This window comes from Microcoleus sp. Pol7_A1 (genome assembly GCF_036701085.1).
GTDB classification, from domain to species: domain Bacteria; phylum Cyanobacteriota; class Cyanobacteriia; order Cyanobacteriales; family Microcoleaceae; genus Microcoleus; species Microcoleus asticus.
Genome location: NZ_JAUBQD010000087.1, coordinates 1 through 20,713, shown reverse-complemented (window position 1 = coordinate 20,713; position 20,713 = coordinate 1). Strand labels below are relative to the sequence as shown.

Sequence of the window (20,713 nt, the reverse complement as noted above, 5' to 3'; positions counted from 1 at the left end):
AAGTTAAAGTCGAAGTAAACCCTTTCGCCATCGATCGCACCTATGAATTACGCACTTGATTTAGCTAAATACTTAATTTTATCATGTTTTAGGTTGAAATTAAGATGCGTTTACCCTGGTCAACCAAGCGATCGCACTGCATCGAACTCACGTTAAATTATATTTAAGTTGTAGGATCGAAACCGTAAAATTACTGAGGCAAAACTCAGATAAATCTATTACGATTATAAAAATTATAAACTTTCAGCTAACAACCAGGAAAAAGCCATGTTTATTATTGCAGGTTATGAATACTTAGAAAAAATTCACGATAGTTTAATAACTCTGGTTTATAAAGCGCGGAGAATTCGAGATCGTCAACCTGTTATTATTAAAGTTCTTAAAAAGGCATATCCTTCCAGTCAAGACATTTATGTATTTAAACATCAGTATGAATTGATGAAAAACTTAGATTCAGAAGGCATTATCAAAGCTTATAGCCTAGAAAAATCTAACAATTATATAGCTATAGTTTTAGAAGATTTTGGTGGAAATTCACTGACAAAATTTATTTATTCTGGTAAATATATAGATTTATTTGTATTTTTGCAAATATCAATTGGATTAATTAAAGCTTTAGAAGAAGTACATAAACTAAATGTTATACACAAAGATATCAAGCCAGATAACATCATTATTAATGATCGAACATTAAAAGTAAAGATCGCAGATTTTTCAATTGCATCACTTCTTACGCAAGAAAAATATCTTGTCAGCAATCCCGATCTATTAGAAGGAACTTTGGCCTATATGTCCCCAGAGCAAACGGGTAGGATGAATCGGGCGATTGATTATCGTACTGACTTTTATTCTTTGGGTGTCACATTTTATGAAATGCTGACTAGACAGTTGCCATTTCCAACTATAGATGCGATGGAACTCGTTCACAGTCATATTGCCAAAATACCAGCTTTACCCCATAAACTAGATCCAACTATCCCGAAAGTAATATCTGATATCGTGATGAAATTACTAGCCAAAACTGCGGAAGATAGATATCAAAGCGCTTATGGAATTAAGGCAGATTTGGAAGCGTGCTTAACTCAACTACAAACTAATGGAAGAATAGAAAATTTCATTCTCGGTCAGCATGATGTTTTTGCTAAATTTCAAATACCCCAAAAGCTTTACGGTCGCGATGGAGAAATTGCTACCCTAAACGCTGCTTTTGAAAGAACCCGTCAAGGTAAGAGTGAGATGATACTTGTTTCCGGTTACTCAGGAATCGGCAAGACAGCCTTGATTAGTGAAATAGATCGACAAATTGTGCGGCGAAAGGGTTATTTTACTTCGGGAAAATGCGATCAATTTAAACGCGGTATTCCTTATGCTGCAATGATTCAAGCTTTTCAGCACTTGATACGACAGCTATTAACTGAAAGTAAAGAAAAAATCGAAATTTGGCAAAAGAAATTATTAAAAGCTTTGGGTACAAATGGCAGAGTGATTATTGACGTCATTCCTGAAGTGGAATTAATTATTGGGCTGCAACCACCTGTTCCTCAATTAGAACCTGGAGAATCACAAAATCGATTTTATTTAGTATTCCAAAAGTTTTTGGGTGTTTTTACCACTCAAAAACATCCTCTAGTTCTTTTCATAGATGATTTACAGTGGGTTGATTCTGCTTCATTAAAATTACTCCAGCTACTAATGATGTCATTAGATAGTCAATACTTTTTGTTAATTGGAGCCTATCGAGATAACGAAGTTAACGAAACTCATCCATTGATGTTTCTTTTGGATGAAATTAAAAAAGCTGGAGTTAAGGTAAATCAGATCGATATACAACCTTTAAATACTGTTCAAGTTAATCAATTAATTGCAGACACGCTTCACTGCGAATTAGAAACAGCCTTTTCTCTAGCAAAAATAGTCTTTAATAAAACCGCTGGAAATCCATTTTTTGTAACTCAAATAATTAAAACTTTCTACCAAGAAAACCTACTTTCATTCGATCTAAACGCTGGTAGTTGGCAGTGGGATATTCAAAAAATTAAAGAAGTTAAAATTACGGATAATGTTGTTGAATTAATGGTTAACAAAATTCAAAAACTACCTAATTATACGCAAAGTGCTTTAAAAGTGGCAGCCTGTATTGGTAATACATTTACATTAAACGATTTAGCAATTGTCAATGAAAAATCTTTATCATCTACAGCAAACGAGCTTTGGCAAGCACTTCAAGAAGATTTTATTTTTCCTTTAAGCGGTGCTTATAAAATTCCTTTGATTGATGATTTAAATACGTCATCATCATTAGTTGAAAAAATCGAAAACCAAAGTAGTTTACCTCATATTGAGTATAAATTTTTGCACGATCGCGTTCAACAAGCCGCTTATTTTTTGATTCCAGCAGAACAAAAAAAAGAAATTCATTTAAAAGTCGGTCAACTATTGCTAAAGAATACTAAAACAACAGAAATAGAAGATAAAATTTTTGATATTGTCAATCACTTAAATATCGCTATAGAGTTAATTACCAGTGAAAAAATCAAACAAGAGCTAGCTGAATTAAATCTGTTATCTGCGCGGAAAGCAAAGGCAGCAGCAGCTTATGAACTCGCGCAGAGATACTTAAATTTCGGGCTAAAATTACTTGCGGAAGATAGCTGGCATAGTAATTATAAATTAACTTTTTCTCTGTATATAGAAGCAGTAGAAATAGAATATTTAAATGGCAATTTTGAAAGTTCAACTTCGCTTGGTGATATTGTTTTAAAAAAAGCTACTTCGTTTTTAGAAAAAGTCAAAACATACGAAATAAAAATCCAATTTTATATTTCTCTCAATCAGATGCAAGCAGCACTTGACACATCGTTGTTAGTGCTGGAAATGCTAGGAGAACCTTTAGTAGAAAAATTGCCTGAAGAATTAGATATTGGTAATTTAAGCAATCTACCAGAAATGGCTGACCCTGATAAACTTGCAGCCATGCGAATATTAGTTAAAGCGATAACACCTGCTTATGTAATGAATCCAGCACTTTTACCCCCGATCGTGTTTACGATGGTCAATATTTGCATTAGACATGGAAATTCATCACTATCTGCTTTCGCCTATACTTTTTATGGACTGATCCTTTGTACTTCAATAGATAATATTGAAATTGGGTATCAGTTCGGTCAACTAGGAATAAATTTAGTGAAAAAACTCAATGCTAAAGAAGTTAAAGCTAAAGTATATGAATTATTCTACGGTCATATCAAACATTGGGTAAGCCATGCTAGAGAAACCATAGAGCCTTTACAAGAAACCGTTCAATATGGTTTAGAGAGTGGCGATTTAGAGTATGCTAGTTACGCGGCTACTTATACTTCAGTTTATCCTTTTTTTGTAGGCGAGTATCTAAATGATGTATGTGATAAACAAACTATTTATACAAATCTTTTAATTAATTTAAAACAAAATTACTTTAGCTTGGCTATTATAATTTGGCGACAGTTAGTTTTGAAGTTATTAAATAAAAACGAAAACGAATGTAAAGCAATCGGTAATTTGTTTGATGAAGAAGCAATGCTACCTATTTTTACTGAATCAAACAATGGTGCTTTACTTTTTTCTACTTATTTTTCCAAATCAATATTTTTATATTTACTTCAAAACTACGCAGAAGCAGTTAGTTATGCAAAGCTAGCGGAGCGATATTCTGGTTATCTAGCTGGTGTAATACATACAGGAGAACAAAATTTTTACTATTCTATGATTTTACTTGCACGATGTTCATTTTTAGAAGAAGCCGAGCGAGAAATTTACCTACAACAAGTAGAATTAAACCAAATTAACTTAAAAAAATGGTCGTTATGTTCTCCTAGAAATTACGAACATAAATATTATTTAATCGAAGCAGAAAAAGCTAAGTTTTTAGGGCATATATTACCAGGAATGGAATATTACGATCGGGCAATTATAGGAGCAAGGAAACAAGGTTATATTCACGAAGAAGCAATAGCAAATGAAAGAGCATCAGAATTTTACCGCAGTCTTGGAAGAGAAAAAATAGCTCAAACATATTTAGTAGATTCATACTATTGTTATGTTCGTTGGGGAGCAATAGCAAAAGTTAAAGATTTGGAATTACGATACCCGCAATTACTATCTTTAACGTCTAACGAAACTTCTAGTCGAGAACTAACTGTTACGACAAGTTCTGCCAGCTTAGGAACTAAAGCTGATGTTTTAGACTTAGCAACTATTATCAAAGCATCGCAAGCTCTTGCTGGCGAAATTGTACTTGATAAGTTTTTGGATAAATTACTAAAAGTTTTAATGGAAAATGCTGGCGCTCAAACTAGCTGCCTTGTTTTAGAAACCGATGGTATTTTAACGCTCAAAGCGACTGGTACTGTAGAACAAGAAAAAATAACTTTGTGGTCATCGACATCTATAGATAATAGCCAAAATTTACCTGTTTCTTTAATAAATTACGTAGCCAGAACTAAAGAGAATCTTGTTTTAAATAATGCCGCACAAGAGGGAATATTTATCAAAGATTCCTATATCATTAAAGCTAAAGTTAAATCCATTTTATGTGTTCCAGTTATTAATCAAAATAAACTTATTGGCATAATTTATTTGGAGAATAATTTAACTGTTGGTGCATTTACATCGGCTCGTTTAGAAATCGTTAAAATTCTTTCTACACAAATAGTTATTTCTTTAGAGAATGCTTTGCTTTATAAAAATTTAGAAGAATACAGCCGCACGCTAGAAGAAAAGGTGGAAGAACGCACATTTGAACTAAGCGAAAAAAATGATAAATTAAAAGGTCAAGCAATTAAATTACAAAAAGCTTTGGATGAATTAAGACAAGCTCAAGCACAACTTATCCAAACTGAAAAAATGTCTAGTTTGGGACAATTAGTTGCTGGTGTTGCTCACGAAATAAATAATCCAGTCAACTTTATTTATGGTAATTTAAACCACGCTAAGGAATATAGCGAACAATTATTACATTTAATCGATCTCTACCAACACAGCAATCATAGTCCTAAGCCGGAAATTCAAGATTATATTGAAGAAATCGATTTTGAATACTTACTGGAAGATTTACCTAAAATATTTTCTTCAATGCAACTGGGAGCAACCCGTATTGGCGAAATCGTTTTGTCACTCAGAAATTTTTCCCGTTTAGATGAAGCAGATATGAAATCAGTAGATATACATGAGGGTATTGAAAGTACGCTGCTAATTTTGCAAAACCGTTTGAATAAAAAGGCTGATCGTTCAGCAATTCAGGTAATTAAAAAGTATGCAAAACTGCCATTAGTAGAGTGTTACCCAGGTCAATTAAATCAAGTATTTATGAACATTCTTACTAATGCGATCGATGCGTTAGAAGATCGCCATCGGCCACAAACACAAATTAAGGAAAAATCTAGCACGATTATTATCGTGACTGAAGTAATAAATTGCGATTGGATAAGAATACGCATTGCTGACAATGGAACTGGCGTAACAGAAGAAGTGCTTACTAAACTATTTGACCCATTCTTCACAACCAAACCCGTTGGTTCTGGAACGGGTTTGGGGTTGTCTATTAGTTATCAAATTGTGGTTGAAAAACATGGCGGACAAGTGCAGTGCATTTCAGCACCAGGTCAAGGTGCAGAGTTCATTATCGATATTCCCGTAAAACCTAAAAATAGCCAAAAGTCAAGTCCAATAAGATAGATTTTATTGGGTTAAACCGAAAATTATAAATATTTTTTTTACTTCTACTAAATTTTTTATTTTTTCCAGCTTATAGGGAACTATAAGTTAGAATCCATTAAGCAGCAAATAAGCGGACAGAAAATTAAGCTTAAAACACAGCTGGAACCTGTCAACCTTCTTTGCTAAACGCAAAGGCTTTTATTTGAGCTTGAGAGTAAAGCTTCTAAGTAATCGAATCGCTCAAAAATTGCCACTTACCATAATAACTTAGAGGAAACATCAAATGTTCGATTGTTTGAAAGGTGGAGCTATTGATCAGTTGTTTGAATCTCAAGTGGAGTGTACACCGGATGCGGTGGCGGTGGTTTTTGAAGGACAACAATTAACTTACCGAGATCTGAATTATCGAGCTAACCAGCTAGCACGCTATCTTCAGAATTGCGGTGTCAAACCAGAGGTGTTAGTAGGTATTTGTTTAGAGCGATCGCTACAAATAGTAGTGGGTATTCTAGCAATTCTTAAAGCTGGTGGTGCTTATGTGCCACTCGACCCAACATATCCTCAAGAGCGCTTAGCCTTCATGCTAGAAGATAGCCAAGTATTATTGCTGCTGACTCAAGCATCCTTAGTCGAGTCTATCCCCAAACATCAAAGCCGCGTTATCTGTCTCGACACCGACTGGGAAACAATTAGTTGCGAGAGTGAGGAAAACCCTGATACGGAAGTAAATACTGAAAACCTGGCCTACGTACTTTACACATCTGGTTCTACAGGAAAGCCGAAAGGAGTTTGTTGCAACCATCTCGGCGTGATTAATCTATTGGCCGATTTCGATCGCCGCCAGCCACTCTCTGTAGGAGATGCCTGTAGTTTATGGACTAGCTTAAGTTTTGATGTTTCGGTTTATGAAATCTTTTCGGCTTTATTAACGGGAGGAGCATTACATATAGTTCCAGAGCACATACGTGCTGATGCCAAGATATTTATTGAATGGCTGTATTTCGAGAGAATTTGTAGCGCTTATATTCCACCTTTTATGTTAAATGCTTTTTTTGAGCGCGTCCAAAAAGCACCAAACGAATCTTGTCTAAAAAGATTACTCGTAGGAGTAGAACCGATTTACGAACAGCTTTTAGCGTCAATTAGTAAAAAAATTCCTGGCTTGCAAATTATAAACGGTTACGGGCCTACAGAAGCTACGATTTGTGCCACTTTGTATTCTGTAGATCGCGAAACAACTAACAAGAGAAATACCCCGATCGGTAAACCAGTTCAAAACACAGAAGTGTATTTGCTAAACGAGCAAATACAGCCAGTTTCACCAGGAGAAACAGCCGAAATTTATATCGGTGGTATTGGTTTAGCCAGAGGGTACTTAAACCGTCCTAATTTGACTGCTGAAAAATTCATTGTCAACCCATTTAGCAATGAACTAGGTTCGCGCCTATACAAAACTGGTGATTTGGCTCGTTACTTACCAGACGGTAATATTGAATTTGTAGGGCGGATCGATCATCAAGTAAAAATTCGCGGATTCCGAATAGAATTAGCAGAAATTGAAGCATCACTGCGACAACATCCTGACGTGCGGGAAGCCGTTGCGATCGCACGGGAAGACGTACCGGGTGACAAGCGTTTAGTCGCCTACATCGTCTCTAATCTCATCCCGGAACGGATACCTTATCAAAGTCCTTGCTTGGTTGGATTTGATGGTAATCGTACTATAGAAGTAACCACCGAAGACATTTCAAGAGGTGGTATTAGCTTAGTAGGAATGACAGAAATTTTAGAGCGAGGTAGTCGCGTCCGCTTGCACCTACAGCTACCAGAAAATTCTCAATTTTTGTGGGTAGAAGGTAAAGTAGTATGGCAAGAAGAACAGCAAACTGGAATTCAGTTCGAGCTAACGCCAACACAGCAAATTATCATCCAACAAAGCTTAGATTATCTCCTAGAAAAACAGAAACTTTTGAAAGTTTTGCAACGCAGCGTTACCCGTACCCTCCGTAACTTCTTAAAACAGAAGTTGCCAGAATATATGGTGCCTTCTAACTTTGTTGTCCTGAAAGAATTGCCGCTAACTCCCAACGGCAAACTGGATCGTCAAGCGCTACCTTTACCTAGACAAATCACAAATGAACTGTCAAATAGCAATATTGAAACTGTAACCGATATTGTCTATAACTCAGATGTTTTGGAACAGGAACCCGAGCTTGAGTTAATGCCTTTTGTTCCTCCTCGTACTCCGGTTGAAGAAGTGCTAGCAATAATTTGGGCGGAAATTTTAGGTTTAGATCGAGTTGGAATTCATGACAACTTTTGGGAATGCGGAGGACACTCGTTACTAGCTGCTCAAGTTATCTCTCGCATCCGAAATACGCTTGAAATAGAATTGTCTCTGCGTTCTTTGTTTGAAGCACCCACAATAGCCGAATTAGCCCAGCAAATAGAAACAGAACTTCAAACAAACTCAAGGTTGCCACTTTCTCCAATCAAAGTGATTGACCGCGACCAGAATTTGCCTCTCTCTTTTGGCGAGCAACAGATGTGGTTGTTGGCACAAGTGGAACCGGGTAATCCTTTTTATAACGAACACTTTACAATTTACTTACCGAGTTCGATCGATCGATTAGCTTTAGAACAAAGTTTCAACCAAATTATCGACCGCCACGAAATTCTGCGAACCAACTTTTCTGTTTTCGATGGGGAACCAATTCGGATCGTTCAGCCAAGTTGCTATTTACCTCTGCCATTAATTAATTTTCAAGAAATAGCGTCAGAAAGCGATCGCGAAACGGAAGCTTTGCGGTTGGTAAAAGAAAAGGCACGGCAACCTTTTAATCTTACCTCTGATTTGTTGCTACGAGCTACGCTAATTCAACTCAGCGAGACGGATTACAGACTATATATAACCGTACATCACATTATTTTAGATGCTGTTTCTCTATACAGCGTGCTATTTCCCGAACTGGTGACACTCTACGAAGCTATTTGCGATTGCCAACCCTCATCTCTGCCAGAATTAACCGTTCAGTATGCCGACTTTGCCTACTGGCAGCGGCAACAACTACAAGTAGAATTACTGAAGCCACAGCTAGCTTACTGGAAACAGCAATTAGCAGATTTGCCCCCGCTACATTTGCCCACCGATCGTCCAAGACCGCCAGTTCAAAGGTTTCGAGGTGCAATGCAAACTCTGGCACTTTCCAAGAGTTTAACTGAGGCTTTGAAAGCTTTTTCTCTTCAGGAAAATGTCACTTTATTTATGACATTAATGGCGGCATTCAAAATTTTGCTCTACCGCTATTCGGGACAAGAAGATATTCCCGTCGCCACTGTTACTGGTGGGCGAAACCGACCGGAAATTGAAGGATTAATTGGGTACTTCCTCAATACGCTGATCCTGCGTACTGACCTTTCTGGTTTTCCCAGTTTCAGACAGTTACTTTCCAGAGAAAGAGAAGTAGCTTTAGGAGCTTATGTTAACCAAGAGTTGCCCTTCGAGAAGCTAGTGGAAGAACTTCAACCAGAAAGAAAGCTGGGTCAGAATCCATTATTTCAAGTGTTGTTTATTTTGGAACCACCAATTGCTACCTTGGATTCTAAGGATTGGCAAGTCAACCAGATGGACATTCATATCGGTACGTCAAAATGTGATTTGTTTCTTCAATTAGAAGAAACACCGGAAGGAATTCTCGGTCGTTTTGAATACGATACGGACTTATTCGATGGCATTACTATTTCCCGGATGGTTGGACATTTTATCAGTTTGCTAGAAAGTATTGTTGCCGATCCCGATCGTTCTATCTCGAAATTGAATTTGTTAACAATTGCTGAGCGTCAACAGTTAATAAATTGGAATGCTAATGAGACAAATTATTCTCAAAATAAGTGCATTCACCAGTTATTTGAAGAGCGAGTAGAACGAAATTCCGATGCTGTAGCAGTTATGTTTGAAGGGCAGCAACTTACTTATCGGGAGTTGAATCAAAGGGCGAATCAATTAGCGCATCATTTACGATCGCTAGGAGTTGTACCAGATACGGTAGTTGGTATCTGCGTAGAACGATCGCTGGAAATGGCGATCGGACTTTTGGGCATCCTAAAAGCAGGTGCAGCTTACTTACCTCTCGACCCGGCTTATCCGCAAGAACGAATAGCTTATATGCTGGAAAATGCCGGAGTTCCAGTAGTGCTAACTCAGGCAAGTTTATTGCCGCCACTGTTAGAGTATGGGATACCAGCGATTTGTTTAGATCGGGGCTGGAAATCGATCGCCCAACGCCCGCAAGATAACCCCACCACAGCCGTATTACCCGACCATTTAGCTTACGTTATCTATACATCAGGTTCTACAGGCAAACCTAAAGGGGTGGCAATGAGTCACCGTCCCCTGGTGAATCTGATCGATTGGCAATTACAAAATTTCGCTTTTCCTGCTACTAAAACTCTCCAATTTGCCCCCATCAGTTTCGATGTTTCTTTTCAGGAGTGTTTTTCCAGTTGGTGTTCTGGCGGCACTTTGGTGTTAATTTCAGACATAATTCGGAAAGATGCAGTAGCTTTATTGCAACTTCTCCAAGATGAAGCGATCGAACGTTTATTTCTTCCTTTTATTGCCCTTCAGCATCTAGCTGAGGTTGCTGAAGAGCAAGGAACCGTACCTAATAGTTTGCGAGAAATTATTACTGCTGGCGAACAGTTGCAAATTAGTAAAGCGATCGTCAATTGGTTTACTCAGCTAAAAGATTGCACTTTGCACAATCAATATGGCCCTTCTGAAAGTCATGTTGTAACGGCATTTACTCTCACGGCTTCACCTGAAAATTGGCCTAAATTGCCCTCGATTGGTCGTCCTATTGCCAACGCCAAAATCCACATCCTCGATTCACAATTACAACCAGTACCAATTGGTATTCCCGGAGAACTTTACATCGGCGGTGTTAGTTTAGCCAATGGTTATATCAACCGACCAGATTTAACCTCCCAACGGTTTATTGAAAATCCATTCTTAAATAGTGATGAGTTATTAGTTTTGAGTTCTGAATTAAAAGAAAACTCAAAACTCAAAACTAATAACTCAAAACTGTACAAAACTGGCGATCTAGCCCGCTATTTACCAGATGGTAACATCGAGTATATGGGTCGAATTGACGACCAAGTCAAAATTCGCGGATTTCGGATTGAGTTAGGAGAGCTCGAAACTGCTTTGGCACAACACCCAAACGTAGCAGAAGCTGTTGTTATTGTTAGGGAAGATATACCAGGCGACAAGCGTTTAGTTGCTTATGTAGTTGCGTCCAAAGAGTTAGCATTTTCAGCCAATGAACTGCGGCACTTTTTGCAAGAAAAGTTGCCTGAATACATGATTCCTAATGCTTTTGTATTTTTAGAAGCACTGCCTTTAACTCCTTCTGGAAAAGTAAATCGTCGAATCTTACCAGCGCCAGAAGGAAATCGAGAAGAACTAGAAACAGCATTCATTGCGCCTCGTACTCCTGTGGAAGAAAAGTTAGCTGAAATCTGGAAAAAGATTCTCGGTATCGATCGAGTTGGCATTTACGATCGCTTTTTCGATTTGGGCGGGCATTCTTTAAAAGTTACTCAACTAATCTTTAAAGTGAGAGATGCTTTTCAGGTAGAAGTATCGCTGCGACAATTCTTAGAAGTGCCGACCATTGCAGGAACTGCGGATGCGATCGCTCTTGCTAGTCAGACAGATTCCACTACTACATCAGCGAAAAAAGAAAGTATCGATCTAAATGCGGAAGCAATCTTAGATCCTACCATCTCTCCTGAAAATATTAATTTTGAATGGGATAAAGAACCATCCCATATCTTATTAACAGGAGCAACTGGATTTCTCGGTACTCACTTACTTAATGAGTTACTAAAGAAAACGCAGGCAAATATTTATTGCCTGGTAAGAGCATCCAACCTCGAACAAGGCATCGAAAAAATCCAAAAAAGTCTAGAACGCTATTTACTTTATAACCAACCTATCAGCAACCGCATCATCCCAGTTTTAGGAGATTTATCTCAACCATTTTTAGGACTTACATCACATGAATTTCGCGCACTGGCAAGCAAATTAGATGTAATTTATCACAATGGTGCATCAACAAATCTGGTTTATCCATACTCTGCATTAAAAGCGGTAAACGTTCTCAGTACGCAGGAAGTTTTGAGATTAGCCTGCATTATCAAAGTAAAACCAGTGCATTTCGTTTCTACCATTGGCGTATTTTCTTCGGATACTTACGAGCAAAATACAGTAGTTAGAGAACAAGACGAACTACCTGATAGTGAAAGTCTTTGTGAAGGTTACGATCAAAGTAAATGGGTAGCTGAAAAATTAGTTATGACTGCCTATTCTAGAGGGCTACCCGTTTATATTTATAGACCGGGATTTATCTCAGGAGACAGCCAAACGGGTATTTGCAATACTGCCGATCTGCTCCGCAGAATGCTTAAAGGCTGCATTCAAATGGGAAAAACACCTGATTTAGACATCATGGTGGACATGACTCCTGTGGATTATGTTAGCCAAGCGATCGTTCATTTATCCAAACAAAAAGAATTGGTCGGGAAAGCTTTCCATTTAGTTAACCCTCACCCCATTCCTTGGAATCAGCTTTGCGATTTCATTCGCTCTCTTCGCTACTCACTCGAACGCATTCCTTATAAACAGTGGAACTTTGAGTTATTAAAATCGGTTGAAAATTCAACAGAAAATGCTTTGCATCCACTGATCAGCCTTTTCGCTGATGAAGCCGTATCTTTACAGACAGTCAGAAGTATAAGTATTTGCTTTGATTCTCAGAAGGCGATCGATGGTTTAGCTGGTAGCAACATTAGCTGTCCACCTATAGATGAAAGATTGTTAAATATTTACTTTTCGTACTTACTGAAGTTTAGACTAACCGCGCCTTATACCAATTCCCTAAATGCGGACTACAGATAACGCCTCCAATATATATGCTCTTCCAAGAATTATAGATATTGTCTACTTATTTTGACGAACAGTAGAAACTAAAACTAGAAAACTTAGCGTGGGAAAAAATTCCGAGTTTTGATTTTTCAAAAATGCCAGATCAGATGACTCAACGTGAGTTCGATGGGAAATTTAAGTGTATTGGGTGGTCACAAATCACAGAAAAATACCACAACTAGGGACGAAAGGCAAAGCCTAATACCAATTTCCTAAAGTTCTGCTACAGATAAGGCATCTAAAATGAATTCCCATCCCGTCAAAGAAGCAATGATTTCTTTAGTCAACTTTTTTAACTCTTTTCGCACCGACTCTCTCACTCAACTCTTCTATTTGTTCAAATCTCAACCATTTCAATTGTTCTTTTAGATACCCCCACAGTCTTTCTATTGGGTTGACTTCTGGACTATAAGCTGGCTGAAATAGTAAAATCACATTCTCTGGTATGCTAAGATTTAAAGAACTATGAAATCGGCCGTTGTCTACTTGAATTATGTGCAAATCTGCTGGATACTTACTTGCAAACAGCTCCCAGAATTTCTCAAAGCATACTGTATCTAAATGGGTAAACTCATAAAAAAAACTTGCTCCTGTTAGCGGCTCTACTGCCCCATATAGCCACATATAAGTAAAGTCCCATTGCACCTTTCCTTGCGGTTTTATGCCACGACCTGTTAGCTTTCTTCTTTGTATTGTATGCAACCCTATCCGGCTTTCATCTTGGCTCCAATATCGCAGTTTTTTCCACTGTTTTAAAAAACTCTCGCTTTGTCTCAGACTGGCTTTGATGATAAGTGGGAGTTTTTTTTAAATTCTTCTACTGCCCCTGCTTTCTGTTTTTCACTTACCGGACGCGGCACTTTTAATTTGCTTTTGAGCCGATATCTTGCCCACTGATGTACTGTTCGATATGCCACTTTTACTTCACAACAGCTTGTCAACCATTGATGTACTTCTTTATAGCTACTGAATCCTTCTGGTTGTTGCAATTCCTGTTAGAATTTTTCTACGGTTTCTGGATTCATTATTCTCGGTCTTCCCGAACGGGGTTTCTGGGATAATAATTCTTCTATTCCCCCCGAGCGATAGCTAGAGAGCCATCTTTGTATTGTGGTACGATGTTTACCTAATCGCACAGCAGCCGACAATACACTGTCTACCCTTTTGGTTTTGAGCCAATACAGAACTAGCAGTTTTTCCTGACGCACAGCATCTTTCTCCTGATGCATCAAGTCTTTTAGTTCTTCTGGTGTTTCCACAATCTCAATCCGAACTACTCCTGACATTTTTATTCCAAATTTTTAACTACTAGCTTACAAAATTTGTCCTTACTAACTATAGCACTATTTTAGGAAAGTGGTATAAGTCCCTACTCTTTTGCTCTATAGACGAGACGAACTCAGCTTTTTAGGTTTAACGTTTATCATAAAAGTCTAATTCATTAAAAATCTGTAGTTTAGACTAACTAAAGATGAGAACGGTGGCCAAAGAAGAACTAGAGCCACCGTTAAGGAGAGAATGAGGGTGAAAAATAAAAACCTATCCACTCCTTAAATGAACAGTGAACGATTAAAGGACTTTCGTCAAGAAGCATACGAGTTATTGGTACGAGGCAAGGATGCAACAAAAGAGCTGATGGATGCAGTGATGACCACCAGGAATGCAGCCTGTTTGGCGGAATTTTCGCTCAGTCCGCTATTCAATCGTCAATGGTCAAGCATCTACGAGGCATTACAAGATTGTAGACCAGACCGGAAAAAACTGATGCTGCTGTATTTCCAGCAATTACAGGAGGAAGCACCCCCAACGGAACACATATTAGTGGCAATCGACCATACTGCATGGGGGAGAGCAGATGCCAAAACATTACAAGAAAGAACCCATGAATATCACGAAGGCGTAATTATTGGACAGGGGTACAGTACAATTGCGTGGATACCCGAAGCAGAAGGAAGTTGGGCATTACCCCTACTACATGAACGAATTAGTAGTTGGTCTTCACCAATAGAAAAAGCAGCTTCCCAACTCAAACTTGTTTGTGAACAGAGCATCAATCCAGTCTTAGCAGTTTTAGATGCTGAATATGGCAATACAAATTGGGTACTGGCGCAAGCAGATATTCTTGCTGATTGTTTAATGAGAGTCCGAAAGAATGCCTGCTTGTGGTCAGCACCACCAACCTATAGTGGTCGTGGCAGACCACGGAAACATGGGTCAAAAATGAGGCTTAACGACCCAACCACATGGCTGATCGCGGATACTGCGATCGAAATTGACGAACATCCAGATTTGGGACAAGTCCGAGTCAGTCAATGGCTAGACTTACATTTTTATCGTGCGCCTGGATAGAGAGTCAATTTAATCCTCGCCCTTAAGAATGAAGCCCATATCAAATGGTCAGCCATTTCCACCCTTATGGTTGGCTTGGGTGGGAGAACGAACTCTCCCTCTAGAAACAGTCGGGTTCAAATATTTACGACGTTTTGGAGTGGATCATTGGTATAGGTTTGCATTCGCAACGACTACACTGGACATTGCCTAACCTGAGAACTCCCGAACAATCCGAGCGTTGGAGTGATTTAATGCCGCCCCGGAGTTGGCAACTCTGGCTAGCTAGGGATTTAGTGGTTGAGAATGTATTACCTTGGCAATCTGCTACGATTAATTTAACCCCTGGACGTGTTGCTCAATCAATGTTGTCGCTTTTAGTTGACATTGGTACTCCTGCAAAAATGCCTAAACAGAGGGGAAAATCCCCCGGCTGGGAAAAAGGAAGGGTACGGACGGTAGCACCGCGATATCCCACTGTGAAAAAACGGGTTTCTCGACGTAAAAAGTCTTCAAGATTAGTTATTTAATCTTCTCCCTCTTGAGTTTTTGAGTAACACCTTGCCGGAGATTCAAAGGCGGCTACTTTTGGCTGCAATCATTTTTTACTCTAAACTACAGTTATTTAGATGTTCAAATGCTTAAACATTCAAACAACATCTAAATGCTTATGAGGTTGTCGTCGGGATTGAACTTTTGGAGGTATTGAACAACGAACTTTTTCTGAGCTGACCGCGATCTAAATTTTAAACATTCAAACATCTAAATGTTTAGAGGCTGTCGTCAGGCTTGAACTGTTGGAGGTATTGAACTACAGACTTTTCCAGCAGCTCACTCATTTCCAGAGCAGAGCGCGCTGCTGCGGATTTAAGTTGGCGGTGCAGTTGTTTGGACAGGTAAAGTGTAGTGCGAACAAAGTTGAGGTCTTTGCTTTTGGATAGCGCCACACTGGGTGAAAGGTCAGGTTCACCTGCTTTGAGTTTCTTGGCATTCAGTAAATCATCAAAGCGACTCATGGCAGTATCTCCTTTCCAACAGCGGCGTAGCACCCCCAAGCAGCTTTAGCGTAAGGGTCTTTGATAGCGTTTACAGGAACCCCAACGAGGGCAGCTTTTTGAAATACCGCCAGCATCCTTATATCAGACTTGAAAATGTTTAATCCTGCTTTTTCTATCGTTGCGCTAGATGGGGCCGCGACTTTACTCGGAGCGGGTGGGATGACTGTAAGTAGGATGCGGTAATTGGATTTGAGCGAATACAGAGCCTCGACCATTTGCAGCCAGAGCGATCGCATCCTCTTCGCAAATCTCCAGTACGTTTGCACTTTCAAAGAAGTAGCCCGTCTCTATTCAGTACCGTTAGAATTATTGACCTTGCTCCGGTTCCTCAAAGATTGAGGTCAGACAATCCGGGATGATCCTCGGGACGATGACCCAATATCCAGTGGTATTTGCGATCGCTCTGCTGAATTGGCAGGTCGTTAATGCTGGCAATACGCCACCGCATGAATCCGTGTTCGTCGAACTCCCAATTTTCATTACCGTAAGAACGGAACCAGTTCCCGGCATCATCATGCCATTCGTAAGCAAACCGGACAGCAATTCGGTTATCCCCAAAAGTCCAAAGCTCCTTGATAAGATGGTAGTCCAATTCCTTAACCCATTTACCTGTCAAGAACTGTACGATCGCATCACGACCAGATAGGAATTCACAGCGGTTGCGCCAAACGCTATCCGGCGTGTAAGCGAGTGATACTCGTTCAGAGTTACGAGTATTCCAAACATATAAATGCGATTCGGACTTTTTGGATGGCGGATTCATTATCAAAAGGTGGCAGCGGTAGTCGAGGATTTTCGGGGTTGTTCATAGTGTGGTAGCGTAAAATAATAGCCTTTCAAGCGTTTCTATGAGCTTGTTCCAACTATACAAGAGGCGATTTACTCTGGTTTATTTCTCCCTCATTGAGTGCTGTGAGTTGAGTCCAAAGTGAACGACAAACAGCCGGCTTGGAAGATTACTGACCACTTTTACGGCGCTTCAAATCTGTGCCATACCGCCATCAACAAACAGCTCGATGCCGTTGACAAAGCTGCTGTCGTCACAAGCGAGAAAAACAACGGCTTTGGCAATTTCATCGGGCGTCCCTACTCTTCCCAGTGGGATGGTGGTGGCTTGGCTATCTACGAATTCCTGCACCTGCTTATCATTGAGTCCCAAGTGATTGTAACCAGGAGTAGGAACTACGCCAGGGCTAATGGCGTTAACTCGAATATGGCGCTCTTTGAGGTCGAGCGTCCAATTGCGGGCAAACGAGCGCACTGCTGCTTTGGTAGCGCTGTAAACACTGAAAGCTGGAGTACCCACGGTAGAAGCAGTCGAGGCATTCAGAATGATGGAAGCGCCCTCTTGTAACAGAGGCAGTGCCTTCTGCACGGTGAATAGCACACCTTTAACGTTAGTGTTGAACGTTTTGTCAAAGTGTTCTTCGGTGATTGCTCCGAGTGGGGCGATTTCTCCACCGCCAGCATTGGCGAAGACCACATCGAGGCGACCTTGCTCTTGTTTAATCGCGGCGAACAGGCGATCGAGGTCTGCCAGATTAGAGACATCGCTCTGAACACCAGTGACTTTTTCACCAATCTCTTTCACGGCGGCATCGAGTTCAGTTTGACGGCGACCTGTGATAAAGACATACGCTCCTTCGGTGACAAAGCGCTTGGCAGTGGCAAGACCGATGCCGCTAGTGCCGCCAGTGACAAGAGCGACTTTTCCTTCTAGTTTTTTCATTTTGAATAAGTCCTGTGGTATTGCACTTGCTGCTTACAACTTTGAAAACAGCATATTTAATCCTTCGGTCATCGTGGGATGAGCCAAAACTCCATCGCGCAGAACGATGTGCGGCATCTGAGCTTGCATCACCATCTGCACCGTCAAAATCACTTCACCCGCTTCATGACACAAGAGTGAACATCCGAGAATCCGACCTGTTTCAGTATCCACGATCGCGTTCATCATTCCATCGGTTTGACCCTCTGTTTGGGCTCGCGTAATGTCTGCAGCACCCAGCTACTCGGATGGCATAATAATACCCTTATTGCTGTGCTCCGGTTTCGGTCAGACCAACATGAGGCAGTTCTGGATTGATGAAAAGACAGGATGGAACCATCAATCAAGTTCGCTTTGACAATCCGATAATCGTCGAGTACCGCATGGGTGTATTACGGCCCCCCATTGATATCGCCTAACGCCCAGATATTCGGTACGTTCGTCTCCCGGCACTCGTTGACAATGAATGCGCGCCCATCGGTTGCCACACCCTCCGCCATCAACGGCAACGCGCAAATGCGAACATTGAAGTTCCATTGGACGATCGGCATCTCGAATCTGATGTTTAGTTGCACTGCCAGAGCAATCGACCCTTAACACCTTCGCCTTCAGCAATTATTTGCTCCATTCGTCCCATGCTGCCAAAGCCACTTTTGCAATGACCTCCTCGCGTACCGCATCGTTTGCCCCAGAGTCTGAAACAAAAACTGCAATCGCGATATGCCGTCCGTTCGGGAGCGTCACGATTCCAACATCGTTGGTTGCAGCCGTCACTCCATTTACAGTAGACGAAGTACCCGTTTTGTGAGCCACAACCGTCCCATTAGGCAACAGTCCTTTAATGCGCTTTGGACCTGTAGTTGTCTCTGTCATCAATTGCAGCAATAAAGCTTGACTAGATTTTGAAAGCCCTTTTCCCTCGTGAAAGGCGCGCAACAAAACGACGGCGGCATCAGGTGTCGCATAGTTGCGGTACTTCACTGCTGTCCCTTGCGCCAGCTCCTTCTCCGTGTGAGCAACAACGATATCGTTTACGCCAAGACCGCGCAAATACTCAGTGACAACCCTTGGTTCACCAAGGAGTTTTAAGAGAACATCACAAGACGTACCATCACTTTCAGAAACCATGTACTTTAATAGTTCAGCCAGACTGAATTCCATTCCCTGCGATGAATCGTCGAGAATCCGACTACCCTGGAGGATATCGCTGGCTTCTACACGAATTTTCTGGTCTAGCTTCAGTTTTCCTCGGTCTACTTGAGCCAGAACAGCCATTGCAATAGGAAACTTGTAAACGCTTTGCATCGGAAATTGCTGATTTCCATTTAGAGTGACTGACTCTCCGGTTTCTAGCACTGTGGCTGTAACTCCAACACGCCCTCGAGCCACCTGAGAAATTAGTTCGATTTGATCGCGTAATTCGTTGGTGCGATCGGCGTTGGATATTGTGATACCGCTCGGTGCACTTGTCTCGTTGTTGGGGGTGTCTTCTCTATTACTGGAGTTAACGCTTGTGCAACCAAGAGTCAGTAAACACAAGCAAAATGTGTAAAGCAAAGCTTTTTTAATCGCTGGAATCATGTCAATAGTTCTCGGTTAGGGTTAAGCCGTATTAAGGATAGAATAAGTTAAGGATCAGATTTTAATTCCTGTACCTCTGTGCGTTGGCTTTTTAGAGGGAAACTTACAGCGAGCTTTTTTGATGGTTTTAGGGTTAACCGAGAAGTATTGGCTTGACACTCCTTACGCTGCAACAGGCTCTGATATACCAATACATAGCTGACAAAACCAGGAAAATGTTGGAGGCGATCGATTCAGGCAAACACATTTGGATACTGTTGGGGGAAATCTTGCCATCTGCTAAAGATATTGCGAAGGAGTACCAACAATTGTTCAAATAAATTTTAGGAGCATTACCGTTGTGAGCCAAAAAAAAGTAAATCCCCAGACGTAGATATTGTACATATGACGCCCGGTGCAAGAGTTCGCGTTCGGTGGTCAAGTAGCATCCGCTCTTTCTCGCAGCCATCCCGACCTTCTGGGCCATCCCGACCCTCCCAACCTTCCCAACCTTCCCGACCTTCTGGGCCATCCCGACCCTCCCAACCATCTGGGCCATCACAACCACCAATGCCCAGACGATGATTAACACCATAATCTGCATTGCTAGCATCAATATCTCTCTGTGACAACTCCACCACCGTTCGCTTTATTGCCCACTGCAAAACCACCACAGCCGGAAGCATCGGTACCAGAACCAGTTTCCACTCAATCAAAGGAGCCTAGTTTAATGAGCAAACTGCAAGCACCGGACAAAGAAGCCACGGTCAGTTTTACTGTGGATATGTCCGTCGGGAGAGCACCGCAAACTGTCGGTGCTGGCAGCAAAGACGGGGCGCAAGAAAGTGAACCAGAATGCGGATGCTGTTGGAGGATGGGTTGAAGGAGGGGGATGCGTAGGGCGATCGGGCTGTGAGTTTGGACTTGCGTAATCACAGATATAGGGGCTTTTCAAGGGAGATTGCCCTACAAAACGCTAATTCTAGGTGATGTTGTGTTTGAGCAAAAGCTATTCCAGGTGTACTACGGCTACCTCAACTTGGGGCTTTTTGTCTTCGGCGAACGTTTCCGATACGATGAGGTGGAGCGGATTGCTGCGCTGAGGGAACGGGGCTGGATCTGTTTTAGTTGCGGATACTGGAATCGTTAGAACAGGTTGTAGTGTTAACTAGACCTCTCCCATAATTCCAATCCCTTTCCCCGCTTGGTTTCTGACGGAAGGTTCCTGCAGGAACCTTCCGTCAGAAACCAACGCGTCCATAAGGGTTTCAACGGTCTATCGATAAAAACGGCCCAATTTTATCACCTAAATTT

General features: G+C 40.8%; 14 protein-coding genes and 1 pseudogene. 5 read left to right on the top strand and 10 right to left on the bottom strand.

The annotated features are described in order from the left end of the window. The first annotated feature begins 267 nt into the window (after positions 1-267). Positions 268-5,712 (top strand): AAA family ATPase, encoded by a 5,445-nt coding sequence (locus QUA20_RS29115; RefSeq protein ID WP_333193615.1) that lies wholly within the window; start codon positions 268-270, stop codon positions 5,710-5,712. Between the two features lie 292 nt (positions 5,713-6,004). Next, positions 6,005-12,658, top strand: a pseudogene (locus QUA20_RS29110) (amino acid adenylation domain-containing protein); the annotation flags it as partial. 306 nt (positions 12,659-12,964) lie between these two features. Here the strand turns inward: QUA20_RS29110 and QUA20_RS29105 are convergent. Genes QUA20_RS29105 through QUA20_RS29095 form a run of 3 tightly spaced genes read right to left on the bottom strand, consistent with a single transcriptional unit; the run spans position 12,965 to position 13,971 of the window. Continuing rightward, positions 12,965-13,423 (bottom strand): IS630 family transposase, encoded by a 459-nt coding sequence (locus tag QUA20_RS29105; RefSeq protein ID WP_333193620.1) that lies wholly within the window; start codon positions 13,421-13,423, stop codon positions 12,965-12,967. Positions 13,424-13,458: 35 nt separating this feature from the next. Then, the gene (locus QUA20_RS29100; RefSeq protein ID WP_333193609.1) at positions 13,459-13,674 is read right to left on the bottom strand and encodes a hypothetical protein; all 216 of its coding nucleotides are present in this window, start codon (positions 13,672-13,674) and stop codon (positions 13,459-13,461) included. Between the two features lie 6 nt (positions 13,675-13,680). After that, complete coding sequence (locus QUA20_RS29095) at positions 13,681-13,971, bottom strand: helix-turn-helix domain-containing protein (protein WP_333193608.1); 291 nt, start codon at positions 13,969-13,971, stop codon at positions 13,681-13,683. A gap of 268 nt (positions 13,972-14,239) precedes the next feature. Between QUA20_RS29095 and QUA20_RS29090 the strand changes: the two genes are divergently transcribed. Further along, positions 14,240-15,034, top strand: a complete 795-nt coding sequence (locus tag QUA20_RS29090) for a transposase (RefSeq protein ID WP_333193607.1) — start codon at positions 14,240-14,242, stop codon at positions 15,032-15,034. Between the two features lie 749 nt (positions 15,035-15,783). On the opposite strand, the gene QUA20_RS29085 is transcribed toward QUA20_RS29090, so the two are convergent. The 6 genes from QUA20_RS29085 to bla form a co-directional block, all read right to left on the bottom strand. Then, positions 15,784-16,029 carry a hypothetical protein gene (locus QUA20_RS29085; RefSeq protein WP_333193604.1) on the bottom strand — a complete coding sequence of 82 codons (246 nt, stop codon included), beginning with the start codon at positions 16,027-16,029 and terminating at the stop codon, positions 15,784-15,786. Then, on the bottom strand, positions 16,026-16,343 hold the full coding sequence (locus tag QUA20_RS29080) for a hypothetical protein (RefSeq protein ID WP_333193602.1): 318 nt from the start codon (positions 16,341-16,343) through the stop codon (positions 16,026-16,028). The genes QUA20_RS29085 and QUA20_RS29080 overlap by 4 nt, the downstream gene beginning before the upstream one ends. Before the next feature lie 56 nt (positions 16,344-16,399). Beyond that, positions 16,400-16,834 carry a nuclear transport factor 2 family protein gene (locus tag QUA20_RS29075; RefSeq protein ID WP_333193600.1) on the bottom strand — a complete coding sequence of 145 codons (435 nt, stop codon included), beginning with the start codon at positions 16,832-16,834 and terminating at the stop codon, positions 16,400-16,402. A gap of 216 nt (positions 16,835-17,050) precedes the next feature. Next, positions 17,051-17,800, bottom strand: coding sequence for a glucose 1-dehydrogenase (locus tag QUA20_RS29070; RefSeq protein ID WP_333193596.1), 750 nt, complete (start codon positions 17,798-17,800; stop codon positions 17,051-17,053). A gap of 33 nt (positions 17,801-17,833) precedes the next feature. After that, positions 17,834-18,064 (bottom strand): hypothetical protein, encoded by a 231-nt coding sequence (locus QUA20_RS29065; RefSeq protein ID WP_333193618.1) that lies wholly within the window; start codon positions 18,062-18,064, stop codon positions 17,834-17,836. A gap of 390 nt (positions 18,065-18,454) precedes the next feature. Further along, complete coding sequence (gene bla / locus QUA20_RS29060) at positions 18,455-19,420, bottom strand: class A beta-lactamase (RefSeq protein ID WP_333193593.1); 966 nt, start codon at positions 19,418-19,420, stop codon at positions 18,455-18,457. 152 nt (positions 19,421-19,572) lie between these two features. Here bla and QUA20_RS29055 point away from each other — a divergent pair, with 152 nt between their 5' ends. After that, the gene (locus tag QUA20_RS29055) at positions 19,573-19,740 is read left to right on the top strand and encodes a hypothetical protein (RefSeq protein WP_333193591.1); all 168 of its coding nucleotides are present in this window, start codon (positions 19,573-19,575) and stop codon (positions 19,738-19,740) included. A gap of 12 nt (positions 19,741-19,752) precedes the next feature. On the opposite strand, the gene QUA20_RS29050 is transcribed toward QUA20_RS29055, so the two are convergent. Further along, entirely contained in the window at positions 19,753-20,115 is a 363-nt protein-coding gene (locus QUA20_RS29050; RefSeq protein ID WP_333193588.1) for a hypothetical protein, read from the bottom strand. A 14-nt stretch (positions 20,116-20,129) separates the two neighbouring features. On the opposite strand from QUA20_RS29050, the gene QUA20_RS29045 reads away from it, so the two are divergent. Then, positions 20,130-20,282 carry a hypothetical protein gene (locus QUA20_RS29045; protein ID WP_333193587.1) on the top strand — a complete coding sequence of 51 codons (153 nt, stop codon included), beginning with the start codon at positions 20,130-20,132 and terminating at the stop codon, positions 20,280-20,282. Positions 20,283-20,713: the final 431 nt, after the last annotated feature.